This window comes from Pseudomonas sp. rhizo25 (assembly GCF_031931935.1).
In the GTDB taxonomy this organism is placed as follows: Bacteria; Pseudomonadota; Gammaproteobacteria; order Pseudomonadales; family Pseudomonadaceae; genus Aquipseudomonas; species Aquipseudomonas synxantha.
Genome location: NZ_JAUJXA010000003.1, coordinates 91,292 through 117,575 on the forward strand (window position 1 = coordinate 91,292; position 26,284 = coordinate 117,575).

The window sequence follows — 26,284 nt, forward strand, 5'->3', positions numbered from 1 at the left end:
AGCCCCCTCCCACAGTTTGATTGTGTTGGTTTCAAGATTTTGCCATTACTGCGATAAACAGTGGTGACTCCAGGATCCGCTGCAGCCACGCCTGAAGCCGTCGATACGGCGCCCCCGCAAACCATGCCCGGTCCACATGAGCGAACTGCCGCACGAACGGCACTACGGCCGCGTCCGCCAGACTCATGTGCTCGGCGAGCAAGTACTCCCGGTTCGTCAGCAAATCCTCCAGCTTCTGCAAGAACACTTCACCCTCGGCGCGATAATGCTCCATCGGCTGCTCCGGGTAGCGCTCGGCATACTTGTATCGATTCAAGTGATGTTTGAACACCTGATCATTCTCGGCTATCAGCGCCAATACCTCAGGTTTGCCCTCGAGCAGCCAATCATCAGGATCGTGCTGTGCCAGGGCCCATTGCATGATGTCCAGGCTTTCTTCGAGCACTCGACCCTCCACGCTCAACACCGGCACCGTACCCTTGGGCGACAGCGTCAGCATCTCGGCCGGCTTGGCTTTCAGGCTGACTTCGACAATGCGCACCGCCACGCCTGAATAACGCAACGCCAACCGCGCCCGCATCGCATAGGGGCAGCGCCGGAACGAATACAGCAGCGCCTCGTTCACTTGACCTCCAAAGTACTCAAGCCATTACCCTGGCGCTTGACCTGGATCTGCACCGGGATGCGTTCGTGCATTTCCTGCACGTGGGAGATCACCGCCACCTTGCGTCCCTGGGCCTGCAGGCCGTCCAAGGCGTCCATGGCCAATTGCAGCGACTCGGGGTCGAGGCTGCCGAAACCTTCGTCAATAAACAGCGATTCGATCTTCAAGGTACTCGACGCCATGGACGCCAGGCCCAGGGCCAGCGCCAACGACACCAGGAAGGTTTCGCCACCCGACAGCGAGTGCACCGAGCGCAGTTCGTCGCCCATCTCGGTGTCCATCACCAGTAGGCCGAGCATGCTGCCACCGCGTTTAAGCCGGTAGCGGCGCACCAGTTGACGCAGTTGTACGTTGGCGTGGTGCACCAGCAAATCGAGGTTATAGGCCTGGGCGATCTTGCGGAAGGTGTCGCCGGTGGCCGAGCCGATCAGCGCATTCAGGCGCGCCCAGCGTTGCCACTCTTCGTAAGCCTTGGTGATCTGTTCGGTGAGGGCCTGGTTGGCGTCCTGGCGGCGCTGGTCTTCAGATTGACGTGCGCGCAGTTCCGCGCAGTGTTTCTCGCCGTCGGCCAGTTGCTGATTCAGCATCGCCAGGTTGCTGTCCAATTGCGCGGAGTCCAGGTTGCCGTTGTGCAATGCCTGGTGTTCGGCCAGGCGCTGTTCACGCTCTTGCAGCAATACCTTGGCCTGCTCGACGGCTTTTTCGCTGTTGTGCAACTGCTGGCGCAGTTGCGCGACCTGTGCTTCATCGAAGGCCAGCAAGCGTGTCAGGCCGTCGTCATCCAGTTCAGGGTGCAGGGCGCGCCACTCGGAGACGCGTGTGGCCAGGTTGTGTTGCTCAGCTTGCAGTGCTTGCTGGCGTTCCTGCAGGGCCTTGAGGTCCGCCGCCACCTGCACCAGGGCCGTGTGCACGCTATGCAGTTGCTGGTTGGCGTCGTTCTCGGCCTGGCGTGACTGCTCGACGCTTTGCTCCAGCTGTTGCTGCCAGTGTTCGGCGCTGGGATGCTCACCCAACAACGCGCTGAGTTTTTCCTGGATCACCTGTTGCTGCGCCGCCAACTCGTTGACCTGCAGATTCAGGGCGTCGAGTTGCTGTTGACGGTGTTGCTGGTGGGTCTGTTGTTTTTCGATGGCTTGTTGGCGCTCTTGCTGCTCGGCCAGTTCATCACGTTGATGGCCCAACTGTTCCAGGCGTTGGCTGACCTGTTGGTCGAGGCGCATGAAGGTCGTCGCGGGGTCGTTGCGCAAGCCTTCCAGGGTGTCGGCGGGCAACAGGCCGGCGAAGGCGTTGAGTTCTGCGTCGAGGCGTTCGCGGTCGTTGGCCAGTTCGCGCTGCTGGTCCAGCAGCAATTGCCGGGCTTGCTGGCTGGCGTCCTGGGCCGCTTGCAGTTGTTGCTGCAAGCGACCGGCATTTTGTTGCAGGTTGAGCAGGGCGCTTTGGCGCTGTTCGTCCTGGCTGATGCTTTGGGTCAGCTGTGCCAATTGTTGGACCAGCCAGGTGCTGCGTTGGGCGACGTCCTGATTGAACAGCGAAGCGGACAGCGAATGGGCTTGCAGACTTAGTGCCAGGCCCTGTTGCTGTGTAGCCAGCTGTTCCTGTTGGCGCAGAAATTCCTTTTGTTCGGCGATCAGGCCGCCGACCTCACCGCGCAACTCGGTGAGTTTTTCCTTGAGGCTGTCGACGGCTTTCTGTGCCGTGGCTTCTTCGTTTTCATCGTGGCGACCGAGGCTTTGCAGCAGGGCTTCGGGTTGGTGAAACGGATGCTCGTGACTGCCGCATACCGGGCAGGGTTGGTCATCCTGCAACTGCCCGCGTAGTTCCTCGACGCTGGCACTGCGGGCCAGGCGTTGGCGCTCCAACAGTTGTTTGGTCACCGACAAGGCTTGCTCGGCAACACTGAGTTCGGCCTTGGTTTGCAGGCCAGCCTGGTTCAGCTGCTCACGTCTTTGCGCAGCGTCGGTCAGTTTCTGCGTCAGCGTGGCAGCCTGTTGATCCAGCTGTTGCTGGCTGTCCCACAAGCGTGCCAGGTCTTCGAAGGCGCGCTGTTGCTTGCGATTGTCTTGCAGCAGGCCGGCCAGCAGCTGGATCTGTTCGGCTACGGCGTGGGGTTCGGCACCGGCTTCCTGGTAGAGCAGCTCCAGGGCTTCACGCTGTTGGGTGAACTGCACGGCGGCGGCGTTGGCACGCTGTTCTAGCTGCGGCAGTTCTGTCTGCCCTTTGTTGAGGCGATTGCCGACCAACATCAGCTGTTGGAGGCGGTCGCGGTAGGCGTTCCAGGCCTCGCTCAAGGGGGCGAGGGCGGCGCTCTGCTCAAGCTCGGTGGCCAGGCGCTGCAGGCGCTCGGCGACTTGGGCCTGCTTGTCTTGCAAACCCTCGAGCAGGGCCTGGCCTTCAGTGCAGGCGTTTGCGTGCTGCTGTTTTTCCTCGGTGCGCTTGGCCAGTTCCCTGGTCAAGTGGGCGAGGGTGTTTTGTTCTTCCACGGCCTGGCGCAGCAAGGGCGCGGCGTCGGCCTGGTTTTTCAGCGCGTCGGCCAATGCCGCGTGGGCGGCTACTTGCTGTTGTTGGGACTGTTCCTGGCGGACGTGCAGTGCGGCTTGCTGATCGATGTGTTGCTGAAACTGCGCGGCCAGTGGCGTCAGCAAGGTGTCTAGTTCTGCCTGGCGCAAGAAGTGATGGCGTTGCGGCGCCAGCTGGTCGAGGCGATCCAGGTCCTGGCGTTGCCGGCCTTGGCTGTCCCAGTGTTGCTGGGCTTGCTGCAGCTGTTCGACGGCGCTGAGCTGGCGCTCTTGCCATTCACGCAGCTCCTTGAGCCAGGTGTGCTGCAACTCCAGTTGCTTGAGCTGGGCTTGCCGGGTCTTGAGCTGTTGCTGGGCGTCGGCCAGCTGTTGATCCAGCTCGGCGCGGGCTTCGGCGGCCAGGGGCACTACGCCTGTTGCTTGGTCTTGCAGTTGTTTGTGGGCGTCCTTGGCGTCCTTGGCCTTGTCGAAGGCACGGCGGCCAAGTTGGGTGTACAGCGCGGTGTCGGTGAGCTTTTCCAGCAGTTCGCTGCGCTCATTGTCATTGGCCTTGAGAAAGGCGCTGAACTCGCTTTGCGCCAGCAACACCGCACGGGTGAACTGCTCGAAGTTCAGCCCCAGGGCCAGTTCCAGCTGGGTCTTGTATTCGGTTTTCTGACTGGCCAGCAGTTGCTCGCTGTCCAGGTCGATCAGGCTTTGGCGGCTGTTCTGCAATTTGCCGCTGGCCTTGTCGCGGGCACGGTTGGCTTCCCAGCGCGCGCGATAGCGACGGCCGCTGACGCCGACGAAATCCACCTCGGCGTAGCCACCACCGGTACCGCGGCGAATCAGGGTGCGCGGGTCACCGATGGAGATATCGGTGTCGGCATCCGGCATCTTCGCCTGGCCGGTATCGCCCAGGCGCGGCACCGCGCCAAACAGCGCCAGGCACAATGCATCGAGCAGGGTACTTTTACCGGCACCGGTCGGCCCGGTGATGGCGAACAGGCCCGCACTGGCCAGGGGCTCGGCGGTAAAGTCGATTTCGAACGGGCCGGCCAGGGAGGCAAGGTTTTTCAGGCGGATGGCAAGGATCTTCATGGTTGTTCACCCGCTTGTTGTACTTCCTGGAGCAGCACGGCGAAGTCTTTCAAGGTCTGTTCATCCACTTCGCTGCCATAGCTGTCCTGCCAGGCGCGGCTGAACAGTTCCTGGGGCGTGAGCTGGTCGAGTTCGATCAAGCGCTGGTCGTCGGTTTCGGTACTGCCGCGCTGGCCGGCGTATTCGGCGGCGATGCGCACCAGGCGCACGGCCTTGCCTTGCAGGGCGGTTTCGATTTGCTGGCGCAGGTCGGGTTGCGGCTCGTCAAGGCGCACGCGCACTTCCAGCCACGGGTGGCGCTGGGTTTCGGCCAGCAGGTCGATGTCCGGCAGCGCGGCCAGTTGCGTGAGGATCTCGGCCAGAGGCGCGGCTTCCAAGCGTTGCAGGTTGACCGAGCGTGGAATCAGCAGCGGTTCGACGCTGACCAGCCGTTCGCCCTGGAACATCACGTCGAGTACCTGGTGCTTGTAGCCGATCTCGGAAAACGACAGCGGAATCGGCGAACCGCTATAGCGAATACGCTCTTCACCATTGACCTTTTGCGGCTTGTGCAAATGGCCAAGGGCAACATAGCCAACAGTTCTATCGAACAGGCTGGCCGGCAGCGCCTCGGCATTACCGATGATCAGGCTGCGCTCGGAGTCTTCCGACACCGAGCCGCCAGCCATATGTGCATGGCTGATGGCTATCAGCGCCTGGCCTTTCTTGCGTTTGGCGTTGGCGGCGGCGATCAGCCATTCATGCACCTGGCCGATACCGCGCAGGTAGTCATCACCCAGCTGTGCACCGGTGACTTCCGCCGGGCGCAGGAAGGGCAATGCCAGGCACCACGCGGCGATCTTGCCTTTGGCATCCGGCAAGGGGATCAGCAGGCGTTCGGCATCCAGTTGGCCGTCGTCCAGCCACAACACCCGGCCCAGGGCATGGGTGCGCAGGCGGCGCATCAGCGGTGCGGGCAATTCGATACGCGAACCGGAGTCGTGGTTACCGGCGATCATCACGATGGTCAGTTTCGGGTTTTGTTCGTGGGCGCTGATGATGAAGTCATACAGACGCTCCTGGGCCTTGAGCGGCGGGTTGACCGTGTCGAAGATATCGCCGGCGATCAACAGCACATCCGGGCGCTGGGCGTTCAGTTGGCCCAGCAGCCACTCAAGGAAGCAGGCATGTTCGAAGTCGCGTTCCTGGCCGTGGAGGTTTTGGCCCAGGTGCCAGTCGGAGGTGTGGAACAGACGCAAGGCGAACTCCGTGGAGAAGGTGAAAAGGAGGGGAGTTTACCTGTAAAAGCACACGGGGTGCCTGCGGGTGACCCAGATCTGATGTGAGAGGTCAGTCAGCTTAGCGGTCGCTGACACCGCCATCGGGGGCAAGCCCCCTCCCACAGTTGATTTGAGTAGTGTCAGGGGCCTTGGATTATTTAGGATAAAGCGGCGGCAAGCTGGTGGTGTCGGTCGCCGGGCCTTGGTCGCGCTCGGCCACGGGGATGGCCTTGATTGCACGCCACAGGTCGTCACCCATCCAGTACTGGCCGCTTTCGCTGTACAGCGCACCATTCAAACCATCCAGAGCATCTGACAGTGGTACAAACCGCGCCGCCATGTCGGCCAGGGTCTCTGGCTGTTGCCGGGCCCAGGCGTCTAGAGCCTGGCGGGTGGCATGGGGGTCGTTGGCCTGGGTGGCGCGCTTGAGGTCGTCGAGCAAAGTGCGTGGGCTTGGGCCGGTTTGCGCGGCGCGTTGCACGGCCGGTTGTCGGCGGGCACGCCACCAGAGACCGAAGCCCAGCAGAGTGGTGCAGGCCAGGAGCAGCGTGCTCAGTTGCCACTGCCATAGGCGCTCATCGTCAGGGGCGGTGATGATGGTCGGTGTGGCAGGTGTATCCACCATCAGGCTTGGGTTAACCGCCACTTGCACGGTGCGCGCCGGCAGGCTGGTGCGTTCCAGGTGGTCTTCGTGGGTGTTCCACCACACCACTTCAACCGGCGGCAGTTCCAGGGCGCCGGCACGGGTTGGGACCAGGGCTTCGCGGTCTTCACGGCTGCCGGTCAGGCCGCGGTCGCTGGTCTGGTTACCGAGTACCGGTTGATCGGGGTAACGGCGCAGGCCATTGACTTCAGTGCTGGGCATTGCTGGCAACTGCGCGCTGGACAGGCCTTCGGCCTCGACGGTGAGGCTGCGTGTCAGTGAATCGCCGACTTGTACATGGTCCGGCGTGGGGTTCCAGCCTTCGCTCAGGGTCAGATTGCGTGCCGGCAGCCAAGGCGCGTCGGCGGGGTAGAGGTCCGGTTTGGGCTTGATCGTCAAGGGCAGGGCCGTGGAGCTGACGTGAATCATCTTGCCCGGCTTGGTGCCCTGCAGCGTGTTTTCCTGGGCCGGGCGCGACTCCACCAGCGTGGCGCTGAAGGTCTGCGCCGGAATCATCACGGTGCCGCTGTGTTGCGGGTAGAGGGCGTAGCGGGTCTCGATCACGCCATGGCGGATGCTGTTGATGACCTTTTCATAGGTGCGCGACTCGCCCAGTTGCTCGACTCGGGCATCGGGAATCTGCAACGGCGTCAGGCTGCTGTCGTCATACAGCGATACCGAGTGGTATACGCGCACGGTCAATAGCGCCTGGGCCTGGACGTACACGCTGGTCTGGTCGAGGTTGGCTTCGATAAACACCGGGGCCAGTTCGGCGCTGGTGTTCTGGCTGGCGGTTTCCACCACTTGCAGGGTGATCGGCTGGGTCTTGAGTGCGCCGACTTGCAGCGGCGGAATGATCACCGTGCCGTTTTCCTTGGGCAGCAGGGTGATGATCCAGCGTGTGGTGGCGTGGTTATCGCCGCCCAGTGTGGTGAGTTGGTTGATCTGGCGGGTGCCGCTGACTTCGAACTGCGCATCCAGGGGCGACAGGTCCGGCTTGCCGAACTGGGTCACGTCACTGGATTCCACCGTCAGCTCCACCGTTTCCCCGGAGTTGAGGCGGCTGCGGTCAACGCTGGCGACCAGGTTAGCCGCCTGGGCGTGGCCTGCCGACATCGCAAGCAGGAGCAGAAGGGTGGTGCGGCGGCTCATCGAGTCGTGTCCTGATGTTGTTGCTGTTCGTACCAGAATTTGCGCCGCAGCAGCTCGCCGGGGTTGTCCGGGATCTCCTGCAGCCATTGCTCCAGGGCCTGGCGGCGCTCGCCTTCAAGGCGGGTATCGGCTGGGCGCAGGGGCGGCGTGGTGGTGCGCTCGTCGCCCAGTTCGCTGCCCGGCACTTCATTACCGCCCGGCTGTGGCGTGGCGCCGGTCTGGGCCTTGTCAGTGCCGGCTTCGCCCTGGCCTTGAGACGACTGCTCGCCACCCTGGGCCGTTTGCCCGCCGGCGCCCGGCTGCGCAGTTTGGCCGGGTTGGGCGGTTTCGTCATCTGCGTTTTTTGTTGGCTGGTCCGGTTCGGGCTGCGCTTGCGCCTGCATCAGCGTTTCAACCAGGGCTTTGTTTTTCAGTGCTGGTTGCAGGTCGGGCTGGGCTTCCAGGGCCTGTTCATAAGCGTCAATAGCGGCCTCCAGTTCACCGGCCTTGGCCAGGGCATTGCCCCGATTGTAGTGGGAATAGGCGTCGCTGCCCTGGGCAAAACGTTTAATGGCCTCGGCGTAGTTGCCCGCCTCGTACAGCGCCACGCCTTGCCATTGCGGGTCCTGGAAGCGTTCGGCGGCTTCGGCCGGGCGCTTGTGCTTGAGCAGGTACTGGCCTTGCTGGTCGGGGCGCAGCCATAGGTCTTGCAGTTCAAAGGCATAGCTGGGCTGCGGCGCGCCCAACAGCAGCAACGGCAAGCAGAACAGCCAGCCGCGGCGCCCGGCGCAGGCAGCCAGCAGCAACAGCGGCAGGAGCAGCCAGTAACCCTGGTCGGCCCAGGTTTCCAGGTGCAGCAACTGGCCGTCGTTGCGCAGGGCTTGTGCGCTGTCGAGCAGGCCGAGCTGGCGCAGGTCCTTGTCGTCCAGGCGCGCCGCACGGTAGCGGCCGCCCATTTCACTGGCGAAGGCCTTGAGGGTCGGGCTGTCGAGGCGCGGCACCAGTATCGCGCCCTGGTCGTCCTTGAGGAACTCGCCGCTTTCCTGGGTCACTGGCGTACCTTCGCGGCTGCCGATGCCGAGGATCGACAAGGGCGGTGCCTGGGCACTTTGCAATTGCAGGCGGATGCCTTGGCGTTCCTGTTTCGACAGCGAGGAACCGACCAGCAGCAGGCGCCCCTGGCCCAGGCCGCCTTGCTTGAGCAGGCCCATGGCCTTTTCAACCGCCAGGTCGGCACGGTGGCCGGGCTCGGGCATGATCGAGGGGCGCAGGGCTTCGAGCAGGTTGCGGCTGGTGGCCAGGTCATCCGAGAGCGGCACCAGGGTGTGGGCGCTGCCGGCATACACAACGATGGCGGTTTGCGCATCGCTGCGCGCTTGCAGCAAGTCGTACAGCTTGCGCCGCGCCTGCTCCAGGCGGTTGGGCGGGCTGTCGGTGGCGAGCATTTCCGGGGTCAGCTCCAGCAGTACCACCAACGGGTCGGAGGGTTTCTGGCTGGACTGTTCCACTCGTTGCCAGCTAGGGCCAAGCAGCGCCAGTACGGCCAACAGCCAGGCAATACCCAGCACCACCCAGGGTGATTTGCTCTCGCGACCATTGCCACCACTGAGCAATACGGCATGGAAGGCCGGCGGCAGGATCATCTGCCAGCGCCCGGCGCGCTTTTGCCGGTGCCACAACTGCCACAGCAACCAGCCAAGCAGCGGCAACAGCAACAGCCACCACGGGCGCAACCAATGCGGCCACAGGGCAATCATCGGCGCCTCCGCAAACGCAGGCGCTGAAGGCGCTGGCGCCATTCAGGGTGTTGTTGCAGGAAAATCCCCTTGCTCGACAGCTTGTTGAACCAGCGTTGTAAAACGTTGTTCGGCCAACGCTCCTGGATCACCAGCAACAAGCTCAAGATCAGCGCCAGGGCCAACGGGGCGCTGTACAAGGCGTGGGCCGGGCGCGCTTGGGTCGGTTGTTGTTCGACGGGCTCGAGGGTGTCGAGGGTGTCCTTGATCTGTTGCAGTTCTTCGCCATCACGGGCACGGAAATACTGGCCCCCGGTGGCTTCGGCCAATGCCTTGAGCGCCGGCTCGTCAAGGTCCAGGCTCGGGTTCACGCCGAGAATGCCCAGGGAACCGGTTTGCTCGGGGTCGGCACCGATGCCGATCGGGTAGATCTTCACACCCTCTTCGGCTGCCAGGCGCGCCGCTGTCAGCGGGTCGATCTGCCCTGCGTTATTGGCGCCGTCTGTGATCAGGATCAGCACGCGGCTCTGCGCCGGGCGCTGGCGCAGGCGCTTGAGGGCCAGGCCAATGGCGTCGCCGATAGCGGTGTTTTTGCCGGCAATGCCGATGCGCGCTTCATCCAGCCAGGTGCGCACGGTGCGCCGGTCAAAGGTCAACGGAGCTTGCAGGTAGGCTTGCGTGCCGAACAGGATCAAGCCCACTCGGTCACCTTCACGTTCTTCAAGAAAATCCCCGAGCAGGTGCTTGACCAGCGATAAGCGACTCACGTCGTCGCCCTGCCAATGCATGTCGGGGAAATCCATGGATCCGGACACGTCGACCGCCACCAGCAAGTCCCGACCACTGGCGGCAATCGGCAAGGGTTCGCCAAGCCATTGCGGGCGGGCGGCGGCGGTCAGCAGCAACAGCCACAGCACCACGAACGGCGCTTGCTGGCGCCAGCCGGGCAGGTTGGCGCGGGCGCGACGGCGGGCCAGGCCTTCGAGGTCGCTGAGGTAACTGACTTTCAACGCCGGCTCGCCGCTGTCGGCCACCGGCAGCACCAGGCGCATCAACCAGGGCAAAGGCAACAGGGCGAAGATCCACGGCCAGGCGAACTCAAACATGTTTGCGAATCCAGGTGTCGACGGCCTGGGTCAGGCCGGCGATGGCTTTGTCATCGAGTTTGCATTCGGGTTTGTAGGCGCCTTCCACCAGCACCATCCAGCGCGTCAGGCCGGCCGCGGGGCAGCGGTTATCCAGGAAGGCCAGCCATTTGCGCCCGTTGAGGGTGTGGCTCTGGCTGTAAGGGTAGTCGTTGCGACACAGGCGCTTGAGCAGGCCGTTGAGTTGCTGCAGCCAAGCGCCGGCGGGGGCGCCGTCGTAAGGCTTGGGCATCAGCGCCAGCTCGGCCAGGGCGGCGATGCGCAACGGGTCCAGCGGTTGTTCGGCGCGGGCTACAGGGCGACGGGTCGGCAGCAAGCGACGCAGGGACCACAGGCCCCAACCCAGGAGCGGGATGACCAGCAGCAATAGCCACCAGCCCGGCGCCGGAGGCCAGAAACCAATGGCTGGCGGGGCAATCAGCGGTTGCAGTTGGTCCAGGCTGCTCATTGTTTTTTAACCGGGCGTTGCGGGTTGAGGTATTCGCGCAGTTGCTCGACCATTTCACTCTGGGTGCTCAAGGGCATCAGCAGCACGCGCAATTTCTGCGCGAGCCGCTCCCAGCGGGCGATACGCGCCTCGGCTTGGGCCTTGTAAGCCTGGCGCAAGTCGATGTTCAGCGTGTCCAGCTCCAATTGCGCGCCACGTTCGGCAAAACGCAGCAGCCCGGCGGCGGGCAGGGCGTGGTCCAGTGGGTCGGAGATCGGCAGCAACAGCAGGTCGCAATGGCGCGACAGCAGGCTCAGCTGCTGCTCGGCGCCTTCGGTCAGTGCGCGTTCATCGCAGATCACAATCCCCAGGCTACCCGGGCGCAGCACCTCGCGACCACGGCGCAGGGCCATGCCCAGGGCGTCGGCCTCCGGGCGGCTTTCGGTATTCAGGCTCTGGTTGACTCGCACCAGGCGGTTGAGTAGCTGCAGCAGGCTTTGCTTGCTGCGCCGCGGCTTGATCTCGTAGTGCTCACTGTCACCGAATACCAGGCCGCCGACCCGGTCGTTATGCCCCAGCGCTGCCCAGCCGATCAGGCTGGCGGCCTGGGCGGCGAGCACCGACTTGAACATCTGCCCCGAGCCGAAAAACAGCCGGCAGCTCTGCTCGACCATGATGAAGATCGGCCGTTCGCGTTCTTCGTGGAACAACTTGGTGTGCGGCTCCTGGGTGCGCGCCGTGACGCGCCAGTCGATGGTGCGCACGTCGTCGCCGGCCTGGTACACGCGTACCTGATCGAAGTCGACACCGCGCCCGCGCAGCTTGGAATGATGCAGGCCGATCAATGGGCTGCGCTGGCCCGGCGTAGAAAACAACTGCACTTCACGCACGTGGTGGCGCATCTCAATCAGTTCACTGAGGGTTACGCGGATACCATCGCCTGCGTTCATCGACTTCAAGCGACGGCAACAACGTCAAGAATGCGTTGCACCACGCGATCCTGGTCCACCCCGGCGGCTTCGGCCTCGAACGACAGGATGATGCGGTGGCGCAGTACGTCGAACAACACCGCCTGGATATCCTCCGGGCTCACGAAGTCGCGACCGGCCAGCCAGGCATGGGCGCGGGCGCAGCGGTCCAGGGCGATGGAACCACGTGGGCTGGCGCCGTAGGCGATCCACTCGGCCATTTCCGCGTCGAACTTGGCCGGGGTGCGCGTGGCCATCACCAGTTGCACCAGGTATTCCTCCACCGCATCGGCCATGTACAGGCCGAGGATTTCCTTGCGCGCGGCGAAGATCGCCTGCTGGCTCACGCGGCGCTCGGGCTTGGTTTCACCATTGAGTGCTTCGCCGCGGGCCTGTTGCAGGATGCGTCGTTCGACGGCGGCGTCCGGGAAGCCGATCTTGACGTGCATCAGGAAACGGTCGAGCTGGGCTTCGGGCAGCGGGTAGGTGCCTTCCTGCTCGATCGGGTTCTGGGTGGCCATCACCAGGAACAGCGGCGACAGCTCATAGGTACTGCGGCCCACGCTGACCTGGCGCTCGGCCATGGCCTCAAGTAAGGCCGACTGGACCTTGGCCGGGGCGCGGTTAATTTCGTCGGCCAATACCAGGTTGTGAAAGATCGGCCCCTGCTGGAACACGAAACTGCCGGTTTCCGGGCGATAGATCTCGGTGCCGGTGATGTCGGCCGGCAACAGGTCGGGGGTGAACTGGATACGATGGAACTGCGCTTCGATGCCTTCGGCCAACTCCTTGATCGCCTTGGTCTTGGCCAGCCCGGGTGCGCCTTCGACCAGCATGTGGCCGTCGGCGAGCAGGGCGATCAGCAGGCGATCGATGAGTTTTTCCTGGCCGAGAATCTGCGTAGAAAGAAAGGTTCGCAGCGCAAGCAGCGCTTCACGATGTTCCATCGATGACGGTTCCTGGAAAGATGAGCCTGATGATCGAGCACGAGCGTCAGGCTTGGGAGGCTTACTTTAATGCATCGAAGGGGGTGGCGACTAACGACGTCACGGGTATTTTCAGAAAAACTTGTAGGGTTTTTGTGTGGGAACACGGTCAATGTGGGAGGGGCTTGCCCACGATGGCGGTGTGTCAGCCACAGATGTATGAACTGACCCGCCGCTACCGGGGCAAGCCCCCTCCCACATTTGATCTATGTGCAGCTCAAGTCCGGATGAAAGTACCAGTGCCTTTGAGGATGTTCTGCAAGGTTTTCTCCACTTCGGCCAGGTCGGATGCGGCCGTGTCGTGGGTGATCTCCAGATGATTCTTGCCGCCCAATGCATCGGCATCGCCTGCGGCGAGATCTACCAGCAAGGTCGTGTCACTCAGGGTGATCTTCAGGCCATCTAGGGTCGACGGCTCGTAATCCCAGGTCAGTTCCACTTCATCTTCATCTGGGTAGCGGCTGAGCATGAACATCTCGCCGTTCTTGCCATGGCAGCAGAGCATGGCCATGTTGTCTTCTTCTTCGTCGCACGGGGTTGCCATCAGGGCGTCGGTTTTCAGCTGCAGCATGGGAAATCCTGTGTGGAGGAGGGTGTTGCGCTGGCAATTGTGCCATTACGGCGAATTTTATGCTGCAGGGTGTGTCAGGCCCCGGGCATGACCTGGGGTGCGGTATCAGTCATTTTCGGTACTCGGGGGTTGAAAAACGCAGGTTTTTTGTACGGAAAAATGCGGTTGCCCAAGTTGCAACCTATTGCCTGCTTACCGATGACCGAATATGTCGCAGCGTCGCAAGCACCAGTCTTCGTACACTCGTTAAGCTGCGCAACGTATGTGCTCCGCGCCAGGCGCTTGACCTGCCCGTCGTACCGTCACCCGGCAGGGGCACATCTTATGGACGTTGTATGTGACCTGACTGTCTTGTCCAGCTTCACCCACCTGTCGCCCTGATTCGTTTATCGTGTCCCACGAACAGAGCCGACGGTCTCCCCGCAAGGGGATAACACGCGACGCTTCCATCAATAACAAGCCCAAGCGGAGTACCACAGATGGCGTTCTTCACCGCAGCCAGCAAGGCCGACTTCCAGCACCAACTGCAAGCGGCACTGGCCCAGCACATCAGTGAACAGGCACTGCCACAAGTGGCGCTGTTTGCTGAGCAATTCTTCGGCATCATTTCCCTGGATGAACTGACCCAGCGTCGCCTTTCCGACCTGGCCGGTTGCACTCTGTCTGCCTGGCGCCTGCTTGAGCGCTTTGATCACACCCAGCCCCAAGTGCGGGTCTACAACCCCGATTACGAACGTCATGGCTGGCAATCGACCCACACTGCGGTCGAAGTGCTGCACCATGACCTGCCTTTTTTGGTGGACTCGGTGCGCACCGAGCTGAACCGCCGCGGCTACAGTATCCACACCCTGCAAACCACCGTGCTCAGCGTGCGTCGTGGCAGCAAGGGCGAGCTCCTGGAAGTCCTGCCAAAAGGCACCCAGGGCGACGGCATCCTGCAAGAATCGCTGATGTACCTGGAAATCGACCGTTGCGCCAACGCCGCCGAATTGAACGTGCTGAGCAAAGAGCTTGAGCAGGTGCTGGGCGAAGTGCGCGTGGCAGTTGCCGATTTCGAGCCGATGAAAGCCAAGGTCCAGGACCTGCTGGCTGGTATCGATGCCAGCCCATTTGCCATCGACGGCGAAGAAAAAGCCGAGATCAAGAACTTCCTCGAATGGCTGGTGGGCAACCACTTCACCTTCCTCGGCTACGAAGAGTTCGTGGTACGTGACGAGGCGGACGGCGGTCATATCGAATATGACGCCAGTTCCTTCCTCGGTCTGACCAAACTGCTGCGCGCCGGCCTCACCGCCGAAGACCTGCGCATCGAAGATTACGCCGTGGCCTACCTGCGCGAACCGACCGTGCTGTCGTTCGCCAAGGCTGCACACCCAAGCCGCGTGCACCGCCCGGCTTACCCGGACTATGTGTCGATCCGTGAAATCAGCGCCGACGGCAAGGTCATCAAGGAACACCGCTTCATGGGCCTGTACACCTCCTCGGTGTATGGCGAAAGCGTGCGGGTGATTCCTTACATCCGCCGCAAGGTCGCGGAGATCGAACGTCGTTCGGGCTTCCAGGCCAAGGCGCACCTGGGCAAGGAGCTGGCCCAGGTGGTTGAAGTGCTGCCCCGCGACGACCTGTTCCAGACACCGGTCGACGAGCTGTTCAGCACCGTGATGTCAATCGTGCAGATCCAGGAACGCAACAAGATCCGCGTGTTCCTGCGCAAGGACCCGTACGGTCGTTTCTGCTACTGCCTGGCCTACGTGCCGCGTGACATCTATTCCACCGAAGTGCGCCAGAAGATCCAGCAAGTGCTGATGGATCGCCTCAAGGCCTCGGACTGCGAGTTCTGGACCTTCTTCTCCGAGTCCGTACTGGCCCGTGTGCAACTGATCCTGCGGGTCGACCCGAAGAACCGCCTGGACATCGACCCGCTGCAACTGGAAAAAGAAGTGGTGCAGGCTTGCCGCAGCTGGCAGGACGACTACGCCAGCCTGGTGGTGGAAAGCTTCGGTGAAGCCCACGGCACCAACGTACTGGCGGACTTCCCGAAAGGCTTCCCGGCCGGCTACCGCGAGCGTTTCGCCGCGCATTCGGCCGTGGTCGACATGCAGCATCTCAACAGCCTCACCGAAGCCAACCCGCTGGTGATGAGCTTCTATCAGCCCCTGGGCCAGGTCTCCGGCCAGCGTGAGCTGCATTGCAAGCTTTACCACGCCGATACCCCGCTGGCACTTTCCGACGTGTTGCCGATCCTGGAAAACCTCGGCCTGCGTGTGCTGGGCGAGTTCCCGTATCGCCTGCGCCATGCCAATGGCCGTGAATTCTGGATCCATGACTTTGCATTCATCGCCGCCGAAGGCGTGAACCTGGATATCCAGCAGCTCAACGACACCCTGCAGGACGCGTTCGTGCATATCGTCCACGGTGATGCCGAGAACGATGCGTTCAACCGCCTGGTGCTGACAGCCGGCCTGCCATGGCGCGACGTCGCGTTGCTGCGTGCTTATGCTCGCTACCTCAAGCAGATCCGCCTGGGCTTCGACCTGGGCTATATCGCCAGCACCCTGAACAACCACACCGACATCGCCCGCGAGTTGACAAGGTTGTTCAAGACCCGCTTCTACCTGGCACGCAAGCTCACTGCCGACGACCTGGAAGACAAGCAGCAGCGCCTGGAACAAGCGATCCTCACCGCCCTGGACGACGTTCAGGTGCTCAATGAAGACCGCATCCTGCGTCGCTACCTGGACCTGATCAAGGCCACGCTGCGTACCAACTTCTACCAGACCGACGCCAACGGCCAGAACAAGTCGTACTTCAGCTTCAAGTTCAATCCGCATGCGATTCCTGAGCTGCCTAAGCCGGTACCGAAGTTCGAAATCTTCGTGTACTCGCCGCGTGTCGAAGGTGTGCACCTGCGCTTTGGCAATGTCGCCCGTGGCGGCCTGCGCTGGTCCGACCGTGAAGAAGACTTCCGTACCGAAGTATTGGGCCTGGTAAAAGCTCAGCAGGTGAAGAACTCGGTGATCGTGCCGGTGGGTGCCAAGGGCGGTTTCCTGCCGCGTCGCCTGCCATTGGGTGGCAGCCGTGACGAGATCGCGGCCGAGGGTATCGCCTGCTACCGCATCTTCATTTCCGGCCTGCTGGACATTACCGACAACTTGAAGGATGGCGCCCTGGTGCCGCCGGCCAACGTCGTGCGTCATGACAGCGATGACCCTTACCTGGTGGTGGCGGCGGACAAGGGCACTGCGACCTTCTCCGACATCGCCAACGGCATTGCCATCGACTACGGCTTCTGGCTGGGCGACGCATTTGCCTCCGGCGGTTCGGCCGGTTACGACCACAAGAAAATGGGCATCACCGCCAAGGGCGCGTGGGTCGGTGTGCAGCGTCACTTCCGTGAGCGCGGCATCAACGTGCAGGAAGACAGCATCACTGTGGTGGGCGTCGGCGATATGGCCGGTGACGTGTTCGGTAACGGCTTGATGATGTCCGACAAGCTGCAACTGGTCGCAGCCTTCAACCACCTGCATATCTTCATCGACCCGAACCCTAACCCGGCCACCAGCTTCGTCGAGCGCAAGCGTTTGTTCGAGCTGCCGCGTTCGTCGTGGACCGACTACGACACCAGCATCATGTCCGAAGGCGGCGGTATCTTCTCGCGCAGCGCCAAGAGCATCGCCATCTCGCCACAGATGAAGGAACGCTTCGACATCCAGGCCGACAAGCTGACTCCGACCGAACTGCTCAACGCCTTGCTCAAGGCACCAGTGGATTTGTTGTGGAACGGCGGCATCGGTACCTACGTCAAGGCCAGCACCGAGAGCCATGCCGATGTGGGCGACAAGGCCAACGACGCGCTGCGTGTCAACGGCAACGAGCTGCGCTGCAAGGTGGTGGGTGAGGGCGGTAACCTCGGCATGACCCAACTGGGCCGTGTGGAATTCGGCCTCAATGGCGGCGGTTCCAACACCGACTTTATCGACAACGCCGGTGGCGTGGACTGCTCCGACCACGAAGTGAACATCAAGATCCTGCTCAACGAAGTGGTGCAGGCCGGTGACATGACCGACAAGCAACGCAACCAGTTGCTGGCGAGCATGACCGACGAAGTCGGCCACCTGGTGTTGGGCAACAACTACAAGCAGACCCAGGCCCTGTCCCTGGCGGCGCGCCGTGCCTACGAGCGTGCCGCCGAGTACAAACGCCTGATGAGCGATCTGGAAGGTCGTGGCAAGCTGGACCGCGCCATCGAGTACCTGCCGACCGAGGAACAGCTCAGCGAGCGTGCTTCTACCGGCAAGGGCCTGACTCGTCCGGAGTTGTCGGTGCTGATCTCGTACAGCAAGATCGACCTCAAGGAGGCGCTGCTCAAGTCGCAGGTGCCGGATGACGAGTACCTGACCCGTGACATGGAGACCGCGTTCCCGCCGAGCCTGGTGGCCAAGTTCGGTGAGGCCATGCGTCGTCACCGCCTCAAGCGCGAGATCGTCAGCACCCAGATCGCCAACGACCTGGTCAACCACATGGGCATCACCTTCGTGCAGCGCCTCAAGGAGTCGACCGGCATGAGCCCGGCGAACGTGGCCGGCGCCTATGTGATCGTGCGCGACATCTTCCACCTCCCGCACTGGTTCCGCCAGATCGAAGCCCTGGACCACCAGGTCTCTGCCGACGTGCAATTGGAGCTGATGGACGAGCTGATGCGCCTTGGCCGTCGCGCTACGCGCTGGTTCCTGCGCAGCCGTCGCAACGAGCAGGACGCCGGGCGTGACACCGCGCACTTCGGTCCGCACTTGGCCGCGTTGGGTCTCAAGCTCGACGAGTTGCTGGAAGGTCCGACCCGCGAAGGTTGGCAGACCCGCTACCAGGCGTACACCGAAGCCGGTGTGCCGGAGTTGCTGGCGCGCATGGTGGCCGGTACGACCCACCTGTACACCTTGCTGCCGATCATCGAAGCCGCCGACGTGACCGGGCATGACGCCGCCGAAGTGGCCAAGGCCTACTTCGCCGTCGGCAGCGCCCTGGACCTGCCGTGGTACCTGCAGCAGATCAGCGATCTGCCGGTAGCCAACAACTGGCAGGCCCAGGCCCGCGAAGCCTTCCGCGACGACGTGGACTGGCAGCAACGGGCGATCACTATCTCGGTCCTGCAAATGGCCGACGCGCCACAAGACATGGAAGCCCGCGTGGCCCTGTGGCTTGAGCAGCACCAGGACATGGCTGATCGCTGGCGCGCGATGATGGTGGAAATTCGTGCTGCTGTTGGCACGGACTACGCCATGTACGCAGTGGCCAACCGGGAGTTGCTGGACCTGGCGTTGAGTGGTCAGTCGGTGCTGTAAGGTGCTGGCAGAGCGTTAAAACCAGAAAAAACCTCGTGTCGTAAGACACGAGGTTTTTTTTCAGCCGCGCTAATCAGGCTCCAGGCCAAGGCACGATCAATTGGGTGAGTAACCTACAACTACCTTGGGTTCGTAGTATTTAGGCGCCGAGGCTATTTTGCTTGCCAGCTCCGACTCAATAGCTGGGACGGCATCATGGTCAGTCGCATTCATCTGATGAGCGATGAAAGCGAGGGTCTCTTCCAACCCTGGAACAGGCCTGGTGTTAGCCGTTCTATCCCACTCGAACTTCAGCGCGGCATAGGCCTTGGGCAGGTCTCTGGCCAATCCATAGGTGCGAGCCGGCCTGGTTTTGTCTCGTGCAAGCGCGGCAAGTGCATAGCCATACTCCAGCAACCCGTCCTGGTCACCTGTCCACGCCAATTGAGCAAGCCTTCGCTGCTTTTCAACCATCGTGGCGGTTGAAGCCGGGGAGAACAAACGGTCCGCGAGTGCCAATGGATATCCGCTATCAGCGGCTCTTTGACACAGCACTTCAATTTCTGCCGTGCGCGCTACGGCGTTGGGCATCAGTCCCGGGTGTTCCCGGTAGGTTTGGGCGAGTTTGAATAAGGCTCTGGGGTTGCCCGTTTCGGCAGCCTTGGTCAGCCAGGTGAAGTCCTCCGTCAAGGTATACAAATTGAACATGCCTTGTATGTCACCCTGGGCTGCGCTCGCCGTGGACAGGGCCTTAGCCTTAGTCAGCGATTGGCTATCACCCAGCCACATCAAGGCCAGGACATGATCCTGTGCCGCTGCGAGCTTGAGCCATCCCACTGTTCGCGGGAACGGGTAGCGGAACGCTCCGAGTTGATAACCGCTGCAGATAGCCATGCCGTATTGCGCTTCGGCATCGCCGGCCAGCCCAGGGAACGTCAAATAAAACTCGGCCTCGTCAAAGCGTTCTTGTTGGAATAACGCTGTTCCGATGGCTTTCGAGGCATTGGTCAGTTCGGTCAATGAAGTCTTTAGCGGCTCGGTCAGAGAAGCCTTATGCTCGTTCAATTGGCTGACCAGGGTGTACAGGTTCTCGTAAACTTTTGGATCAATGATCATCTTCAATGCCAGTCATAAAGCACTCAATCAGTGCGAAATCCAGACTATGGAAAGATGTCGGTAAGCCGGCGCTATATATCTAGGGCAGGGGCGATGAGGCGGCATTGGAGGTGATTCAGGTGTTGGGTCATTCGCTCTACAGCGGTGGCGCAATCATGCTGCTCCACGGCATCGGCAATCGCAGTGTGTTCTTCCCAGGTACAGGCCGTATGGTCTGTACCTGGGCAATGCGCAATAGCCAGAGCCGTCAAAGGCACCAGGCTATTGAGGAATTGCGACAGTGGCGCATTCCTCGCCATCGCCGCCAATTGCAGGTGGAATTCTCCCGACAAGCGAAGTGCGGCCCCGCGTTGTCCACGGGCAATGCAGTCACGTTCACGGTTGATCAGTTCGCGCAGTTGGCGTATTTGCGACGGCTTTGCTTGAGCGCACGCCAGTTGAACCAAGGTTATTTCGACCATGCGCCGTGCTTCCAGGATCTGCCGCGTTTGCAGGGCGTGCGGCGCAGCCACCTGGGCGCGTTGGTTGGGGCGCAGGATGATCACTTGTTGTTGGGATAGCTTTGCCAGCACGCGGCGAATCACACTGCGGCTCACACCAAAGATTTCAGCCAGGCCTTCCTCAGTAAAACGACTGGCAGGGGCGATGCGTTGTTCCAGGATGGCGTCGAACAGTCGAGGGTAGATGTCATCCACCGAAGGCTTTTTGCCGCCGACCAGGCGCAGGGGCGCAAGGATGGTTTCGTAGTGCAAAGCGTGAGCATTCATGGCCTGCCTCCAAAAAATCAGCTGCCCAGATGGTCGTCCGGGATATTCAGGCGAATGCCCATGCGCAAGCCTTCCTGAAGAATGTGCCGACGCATTTCGGCACTGGCCAGGGCGCTGTTCTTGTTGCGGATGGCGCGCACCACGGCTTCGTTTTCCCGCAGGCGCTCAGCCAGGTGTTCAGGCGAGTTGCGCAGCACTTGTGCGCTTTGCTTGAGTGCGTTGCTGGTTTGCTGCACCACATTCTGGAAAATCGGGTTGGATGTGAGGGCGAACAGTTCTTCGTGGAAATCGATATAGGCGTTCATGCCGGCTTCGGCATCGCCAGCATCCAGGGCTTCGCGCATGTCCATCAAGGTCAGGCGCAATTGGCCGACTTCCTTGCTGCTGATGGATTGGGCCACCAGGCCGACGATAAAAGGTTCGAGGGTGTAGCGCAGTTGCAGGATGTCTTCGAGGCTGGCATCGGCCACGGCGTCGCTCGATTGCGGCTCGCTGACGCTGGTTTCCAGCACAACGACGCCTTTGCCGGGCATGGAGCGCACCAGGCCGAGTGTTTCCAGCACGATCACGGCTTCACGCAGGCTCGGACGGCTGATGCCCAACTGTTCAGCCAATTCACGCTGGCCGGGCAGCATTTCCCCGCGCCGCCACTGGCCGCGCTTGAGTGCGGCGCGCAGTTTCTCTACAACTGAATTGACGACGGTTGAAGTGCTGATCACGTCGTGTGCTCCTTGAAGTTGCGAATACGAGGTTCAAACTGTTGAAGATCAAAGTGTGGGAGGGGGCAAGCCCTTCCCACATTAAAATTCCTGATGCGCCGGCAGTACCGGTTTCTTGGCCTGGAAGGCATACCCTTGCTGGCCGTCCAGCACCTTGTTGGCGCGTTGGATATCAATGTCTTTCTCCCAGCGCGCAATCGCCACGGTAGCCACGCAATTACCGATCAGGTTGGTCAATGCACGGCCAATGCCCATGAACCAGTCCACTGCCAGTACCAGCACCAGGCCGACCACTGGGATCGCCGGGATCGCCGTGAGCGTCGCCGCCAGAATCACCAGCGCCGAGCCCGGAATACCGTGGGCGCCTTTGGAGGTGATCAGCGATACCAGCAGGATGGTCAGCAAGTCGGTCATCGACAAGGGGGTGCCGGTGGCGTTGGCGATAAACACGATGGCCAGGGTCAGGTAGATGGAAAAACCGTCGAGGTTGAACGAGTACCCGGTGGGGATCACCAGGCCCACGGTGGAGCTGCCAATCCCTAAGTGTTCGAGCTTGCGCATGATCTGCGGCAGCACGGCATCGGAGGAGGCGGTGCCCATCACGATCAGCAGCTCTTCACGCAGGTACTTGAGCAGCGGCAGCATGCGCAGGCCCGACAGGCGCATCACCAGGCCGAGGATCAGCGCGACGAAAGCAAAGCAGGTCAGATAGAACAGCCCAACCAGGCTGCCCAGATGTTGCAGGGAGTCGAGGCCGTAGGTGCTGGTGGTGAACGCGATCGCGCCGAACACGCCAATCGGCGCCAGGCGCACGATCATGCCCATGATGCGGAAGATTACATGGCTCAGCTCGTTGATCAGTCGCGAGATGCCGCTGGCCGCTTCGCCCACCAGGTTCAGCGCACTACCGAACAGCACCGAGAACAGCAGCACTTGCAGCACGTTGTTGTCGGCGAATGCGCCGATGACCGAGTTGGGGATCAGGTCCATCAGGAACTGGCTGGTGCCCTTGATGTGCTGGCCCTTGTCGGCCAATTCGTTCAAGCCAGCAGACGACAGTTGCTCCAAATGAATATTGGCGCCGCTACCAATGCCGGTGCTGAACGCCATGATCAGCCCGAGCACCAGGGCAACGGTGGTGAGCACTTCAAAGTAGATCACCGACTTGAGGCCGATGCGTCCGACTTTCTTCAAGTCGCCGGCGCCGGAAATACCGCTGACCACCACGCAGAAGACAATCAGGCCAATCAGCATTTTGATCAGCTTGATAAAGCCGTCGCCCAGGGGTTTGAGTTGCGAGGAGAATTCGGGGAGGGCCAGGCCGCAGACTATGCCCAGGATCAGGCCAATCACGACTTGCAGGAAAATCGAACGCGAGCACCATCTGAGCATGGGAAGGATCTCTATTCGGTGCCCTGGTGGTTCCAGGGCTTAATTGTTGTGGTCTTACCGGTAAGTCCAGTGCGCGGCCAGTCTACGCTTGGCTTTTTTCAAATCACAAGTAAATATTCGGCGGTCGGCGGGTCCCGGTCTGACCAGTGGGTCGGTAAGTCCGGTGCTTGAGCGGTTGGCGGGGTTTGAATTTTTTTGCGTATCATCCGCCCTCGGCACACGAGGTGATGGATGGACCAATCAGGACTGACCACCGACGCAGCAGGGCATGCCCATTGCTCTTGGCGCAACGCCGCCCCCGAATACCCCCATTACCACGATCACGAGTGGGGCGTGCCGGTGGCCGATGACATCCAGTTGTACGAGAAGATCTGCCTGGAGGGCTTCCAGGCGGGGATGGCGTGGATCACCATCCTGCGCAAGCGTGAGCGTTTTCGGCAGGCCTTCGAGGGTTTTGATTTCCGCCGGGTGGCGCAGTATGGCGAGGCGGATGTCGAGCGCTTGATGCGTGACCCGGGCATCGTGCGCAATCGGGCCAAGATCGTTTCCACCATCAACAATGCGCGTCGGGCCTGTGAGCTGGTAGATGAAACCGGCTCGCTGGCGCGCTGGTTGTGGGCATTCGAGCCCGCCGAGCAAGAGCGCCCGGCGGTGGTGGACATTGCGTACTGGACAGCCAATCCGACCTCACCGGCTTCGGTGCGCCTGTCCAATGCCCTGAAGAAGCGTGGCTGGACCTTTGTCGGTCCGACCACCATGTACGCGCTGATGCAGGCGATGGGCATGGTCAATGATCATCTGGAAGGCTGCGTTTGCCGCCCGCGCATCGAAGCGCAACGGTGCACGTTCAAGCGCCCTTGAATCGGGCGTGGGAGGGGGCGGCCTCCCGACCGCGGTGTGTCAGACATGGGTATCTACACAACTTTCCAGCCGACGACTATCTAGCCAATGCGCCGCGATCCAAATGTGGGAGGGGGCTTGCCCCCGATAGCGGTGGCTTAGCCAACATCAATGTTTGCTGGGCCGACGTCGTCGCGGGCAAGCCCCCTCCCACATTGGTTCAGCGGTGCGGCGGGTTACTGTGGCAGGGGTGTGAGCACTTCAGCCTTGTCATCCATCACCATCACCACCAGCAGTTTCGCCGGTTGGGTCTGGCTGGCATTGCTTGACTCAAAGTGCCGCGAGCCCGCCGGTTCGTAGAACGATTCCCCGGCTTTGTAGGTGATCACCTTCTCATCGTTGACCCGCGACGTGACCTGGCCCTCCAGCACATAGGCCACGGCAGTACCGGTGTGGCTATGGGGTACCGTGGCCTGGCCGGGGGCGTAATCCACGGTCAGCATGAGGACTTTCTTGCCGGGCACGTTGGTCAAGGCGTGCTCTTGCAGCACCTCGAGCGTTTCCTTGTTGTACACCGGGTCGTGGGCGTAGGCGCTGAGGGACGCGAGCATCAGCGTGGCGGCGAGTATTCGTTTCATGGTGAGGGTTCCAGGTAGTTCGAGACCGCTTCACCCTACGCCGTAGCCTGCACGCCACCAATGACCAATGCGCCGGAAAAAACCTTAGCCAATCTGCTGGAGGATGTCGCGGACCTTGTCCAGCGCCGGGTCGATGTCCAGGGTTTCAATGGCGCCGAAACCGATGATCAGGCCCGGGCGAGCAGGTGCGTCGTGGTAGAACACGTCCAGCGGATACAAGCCCACTTCGGCCTGGCGTGCCATTTCTATCAGCAGCGTGATATCCACCGGCACTTTGCACAACGCTGCCATGTGAAAGCCGGCCACCGTGGGTACTGCTTCAAACCAGGGTGACAGATCACCGGCCAGGCGTTGCAGGATGCGTTGGCGGCGCCCGGCATAAACACCATGACAGCGGCGGATATGCTTGAGCAAATAGCCTTCGCTGATGAACTTGGCCAGTGCCCATTGCGGCAGGGTCGAACAGTGCTGGTCGGTCAGTTGCTTGGCCTTGAGCACCGCGGCATAAATCGCCGGCGGCAGCACCGCGTAGCCCAGGCGCAACTCTGGCAGCAGGGTTTTCGAGAAAGTCCCGACATAGGCCACCACGCCACGGGTGTCCATGCTTTGCAGGGAGTCGGTGGGGCGGCCTGCGTAGCGGAACTCGCTGTCGTAGTCGTCTTCGATGATGATCGCGCCAAGCTCGATGGCCCGTTCCAGCAGGACTTCGCGGCGTGGCTGGCTCATGGGCATGCCGAGGGGGAACTGGTGGGACGGGGTCACGTAGATGAGCCGGGTACCCTCGGGAATGTCCTTGACCCGGATGCCCTGGTCGTCCACCGGCACACTGGCGACGCTCGCGCCCATGGCCACGAACAGTTGGCGTGCGGGGCTGTAGCCCGGGTCTTCCATGGCCACGATACTGCCCGGCTCCAGCACCACACGGGCGATCAGGTCGAGGGCCTGCTGGGCGCCATTGGTGACCACGATGTCGCGGTCCAGGCATTTGACCCCGCGGGAAAACGCGATGTGCCCGGCGATGGCACTGCGCAGGGCGGGCAAACCTTCGGGCTGGCTGTAGAAACCACTGTGCTGGGCGATACGGCGCAAGGCATGCTGGGTGCAGCGCCGCCATTCCTCCTGGGGGAATTGATTGCGCGTGGTGGCGCCGCCGATAAATTCGTAGCGCAGGATATTGTCGTCGGTGGGGTGGCGCATGGGCGAGGGCAGTGCCGCCCACTTGCCCAGGTTGGCGGCGCAGGCCAGGTCGGTGGCGCTCTGCACGCGGTCGGGCTGTGGCGCCCACGCATTGACGAAGGTGCCCCGGCCAATCTTGCCGACCAGCAGGCCTTCGTAAGTCAAGGTAGCGTAGGTGTCGGAGACAGTTTTGCGCGATATGCCCAGTTGCTCGGCGAGCAGCCGGCTGGGAGGCAGTTGTGCACCGGCCGAGAGTCGCCCGGTGGCGATGGCTTCGCGCAACTGCTGGTAAAGCTGGGCAGCCAGGTCCTTGCGGCCGGTGATGACGAGGTGCAGTTCCATGTTTCATCCTGGGACAGATCGATCTGCGCCAAGGTTACGCGCAAACCGATCCGAAGAAACCCAGGCGATGTCAGGACAGGAAGCCCCCATCCACATTCAGCGACACGCCGGTGGTGTAGCTCGATGCATCACTGGCCAGGTACAACACCGCGCCGGCCATTTCGCTGGGGGCGGCCACGCGCTTGAGCGGGATCTGCGCCAGGGCCGTTTTCAGGATCGAGTCGTTCTTGACCAGCGCCGAGGCGAACTTGGTGTCGGTCAGGCCAGGCAGCAGCGCGTTGCAACGGATGCCGAACGCCGCACACTCCTTGGCGAACACCTTGGTCATGTTGATCACGGCGGCCTTGGTCACCGAATAGATGCCCTGGAACACACCTGGCGAGATGCCGTTGATCGAAGCCACGTTGATGATGCTGCCGCCGCCGTTTTCGCGCATCAGCTTGCCGGCTTCCACCGACATGAAGAAGTAGCCGCGAATGTTCACGTCAACGGTTTTCTGGAATGCACCGAGGTCCGTGTCCAGCACGTTGCAGAACTGTGGGTTGGTCGCGGCATTGTTGACCAGAATATCCAGGCGCCCGAACTGCTCGCGGATGCCGGCGAACACCTGGGCGATCTGCTCCATTTCCCCAATGTGGCAGGCAATGGCGGTAGCCTTGCCGCCGTCGGCGATGATTGCATCGGCCACGTGCTGGCAACCTTCCAGTTTGCGGCTGGAAACAATCACATGGGCGCCTTGCTGGGCCAGCAACTTGGCGATGGCCTCGCCGATGCCACGGCTGGCGCCGGAAACGAAAGCAATCTTGCCGTCAAGGTCGAACAGGTTGGTCTTGGACATGAGGGTTCCTTG

19 protein-coding genes are annotated in these 26,284 nt (G+C 61.9%); 2 read left to right on the plus strand and 17 right to left on the minus strand.

What is annotated here, in order from left to right; all coding sequences use genetic code 11:
- Positions 1 to 31: 31 nt before the first annotated feature.
- The 10 genes from QZR30_RS07470 to QZR30_RS07515 form a co-directional block, all read right to left on the minus strand.
- Complete coding sequence (locus tag QZR30_RS07470) at positions 32 to 625, minus strand: glutathione S-transferase (RefSeq protein WP_068967324.1); 594 nt, start codon at positions 623 to 625, stop codon at positions 32 to 34.
- On the minus strand, positions 622 to 4,260 hold the full coding sequence (locus QZR30_RS07475; RefSeq protein ID WP_311903123.1) for an AAA family ATPase: 3,639 nt from the start codon (positions 4,258 to 4,260) through the stop codon (positions 622 to 624). The genes QZR30_RS07470 and QZR30_RS07475 overlap by 4 nt, the downstream gene beginning before the upstream one ends.
- Positions 4,257 to 5,498, minus strand: a complete 1,242-nt coding sequence (locus QZR30_RS07480) for an exonuclease SbcCD subunit D C-terminal domain-containing protein (RefSeq protein ID WP_311903124.1) — start codon at positions 5,496 to 5,498, stop codon at positions 4,257 to 4,259. Before QZR30_RS07480 ends, QZR30_RS07475 begins: the two co-directional genes overlap by 4 nt.
- Before the next feature lie 175 nt (positions 5,499 to 5,673).
- Positions 5,674 to 7,314 carry a BatD family protein gene (locus QZR30_RS07485; RefSeq protein ID WP_311903125.1) on the minus strand — a complete coding sequence of 547 codons (1,641 nt, stop codon included), beginning with the start codon at positions 7,312 to 7,314 and terminating at the stop codon, positions 5,674 to 5,676.
- A complete protein-coding gene (locus QZR30_RS07490; RefSeq protein ID WP_311903126.1) occupies positions 7,311 to 9,050 on the minus strand; it encodes a tetratricopeptide repeat protein in 1,740 nt (579 codons plus the stop codon). The genes QZR30_RS07485 and QZR30_RS07490 overlap by 4 nt, the downstream gene beginning before the upstream one ends.
- The gene (locus QZR30_RS07495) at positions 9,047 to 10,135 is read right to left on the minus strand and encodes a vWA domain-containing protein (RefSeq protein ID WP_059397864.1); all 1,089 of its coding nucleotides are present in this window, start codon (positions 10,133 to 10,135) and stop codon (positions 9,047 to 9,049) included. Before QZR30_RS07495 ends, QZR30_RS07490 begins: the two co-directional genes overlap by 4 nt.
- On the minus strand, positions 10,128 to 10,622 hold the full coding sequence (locus tag QZR30_RS07500; protein WP_046068399.1) for a DUF4381 domain-containing protein: 495 nt from the start codon (positions 10,620 to 10,622) through the stop codon (positions 10,128 to 10,130). The genes QZR30_RS07495 and QZR30_RS07500 overlap by 8 nt, the downstream gene beginning before the upstream one ends.
- Positions 10,619 to 11,551, minus strand: coding sequence for a DUF58 domain-containing protein (locus QZR30_RS07505; RefSeq protein ID WP_046068398.1), 933 nt, complete (start codon positions 11,549 to 11,551; stop codon positions 10,619 to 10,621). The genes QZR30_RS07500 and QZR30_RS07505 overlap by 4 nt, the downstream gene beginning before the upstream one ends.
- Positions 11,552 to 11,556: 5 nt before the next feature.
- On the minus strand, positions 11,557 to 12,516 hold the full coding sequence (locus QZR30_RS07510) for an AAA family ATPase (RefSeq protein WP_046068397.1): 960 nt from the start codon (positions 12,514 to 12,516) through the stop codon (positions 11,557 to 11,559).
- Positions 12,517 to 12,772: 256 nt separating this feature from the next.
- Positions 12,773 to 13,126 carry a hypothetical protein gene (locus tag QZR30_RS07515; RefSeq protein ID WP_059397863.1) on the minus strand — a complete coding sequence of 118 codons (354 nt, stop codon included), beginning with the start codon at positions 13,124 to 13,126 and terminating at the stop codon, positions 12,773 to 12,775.
- Positions 13,127 to 13,605: 479 nt separating this feature from the next.
- On the opposite strand from QZR30_RS07515, the gene QZR30_RS07520 reads away from it, so the two are divergent.
- The gene (locus tag QZR30_RS07520) at positions 13,606 to 18,465 is read left to right on the plus strand and encodes an NAD-glutamate dehydrogenase (RefSeq protein ID WP_311903127.1); all 4,860 of its coding nucleotides are present in this window, start codon (positions 13,606 to 13,608) and stop codon (positions 18,463 to 18,465) included.
- A gap of 96 nt (positions 18,466 to 18,561) precedes the next feature.
- On the opposite strand, the gene QZR30_RS07525 is transcribed toward QZR30_RS07520, so the two are convergent.
- The 4 genes from QZR30_RS07525 to QZR30_RS07540 all read right to left on the minus strand — a co-directional run bounded on the left by QZR30_RS07525 (position 18,562) and on the right by QZR30_RS07540 (position 22,438).
- Positions 18,562 to 19,560: a tetratricopeptide repeat protein gene (locus tag QZR30_RS07525; RefSeq protein WP_068967322.1), complete on the minus strand. Its 999-nt coding sequence runs from the start codon at positions 19,558 to 19,560 to the stop codon at positions 18,562 to 18,564.
- Between the two features lie 71 nt (positions 19,561 to 19,631).
- On the minus strand, positions 19,632 to 20,327 hold the full coding sequence (locus QZR30_RS07530; RefSeq protein ID WP_046068393.1) for a GntR family transcriptional regulator: 696 nt from the start codon (positions 20,325 to 20,327) through the stop codon (positions 19,632 to 19,634).
- 17 nt (positions 20,328 to 20,344) lie between these two features.
- Positions 20,345 to 21,046, minus strand: coding sequence for a FadR/GntR family transcriptional regulator (locus QZR30_RS07535; RefSeq protein WP_046068392.1), 702 nt, complete (start codon positions 21,044 to 21,046; stop codon positions 20,345 to 20,347).
- A gap of 81 nt (positions 21,047 to 21,127) precedes the next feature.
- Entirely contained in the window at positions 21,128 to 22,438 is a 1,311-nt protein-coding gene (locus QZR30_RS07540; RefSeq protein WP_043051317.1) for a C4-dicarboxylate transporter DctA, read from the minus strand.
- Positions 22,439 to 22,669: 231 nt separating this feature from the next.
- Here QZR30_RS07540 and QZR30_RS07545 point away from each other — a divergent pair, with 231 nt between their 5' ends.
- Positions 22,670 to 23,299 carry a DNA-3-methyladenine glycosylase I gene (locus tag QZR30_RS07545; RefSeq protein WP_059397861.1) on the plus strand — a complete coding sequence of 210 codons (630 nt, stop codon included), beginning with the start codon at positions 22,670 to 22,672 and terminating at the stop codon, positions 23,297 to 23,299.
- A gap of 215 nt (positions 23,300 to 23,514) precedes the next feature.
- Here the strand turns inward: QZR30_RS07545 and QZR30_RS07550 are convergent, their stop codons facing one another.
- From QZR30_RS07550 to QZR30_RS07560, 3 genes are all read right to left on the minus strand, one after another.
- Positions 23,515 to 23,916: a cupin domain-containing protein gene (locus QZR30_RS07550; RefSeq protein WP_311903128.1), complete on the minus strand. Its 402-nt coding sequence runs from the start codon at positions 23,914 to 23,916 to the stop codon at positions 23,515 to 23,517.
- An 84-nt stretch (positions 23,917 to 24,000) separates the two neighbouring features.
- Positions 24,001 to 25,434 (minus strand): MocR-like pyridoxine biosynthesis transcription factor PdxR, encoded by a 1,434-nt coding sequence (gene pdxR / locus QZR30_RS07555; RefSeq protein WP_311903129.1) that lies wholly within the window; start codon positions 25,432 to 25,434, stop codon positions 24,001 to 24,003.
- 70 nt (positions 25,435 to 25,504) lie between these two features.
- On the minus strand, positions 25,505 to 26,272 hold the full coding sequence (locus QZR30_RS07560) for an SDR family oxidoreductase (RefSeq protein ID WP_043050946.1): 768 nt from the start codon (positions 26,270 to 26,272) through the stop codon (positions 25,505 to 25,507).
- Positions 26,273 to 26,284 lie beyond the last annotated feature (12 nt).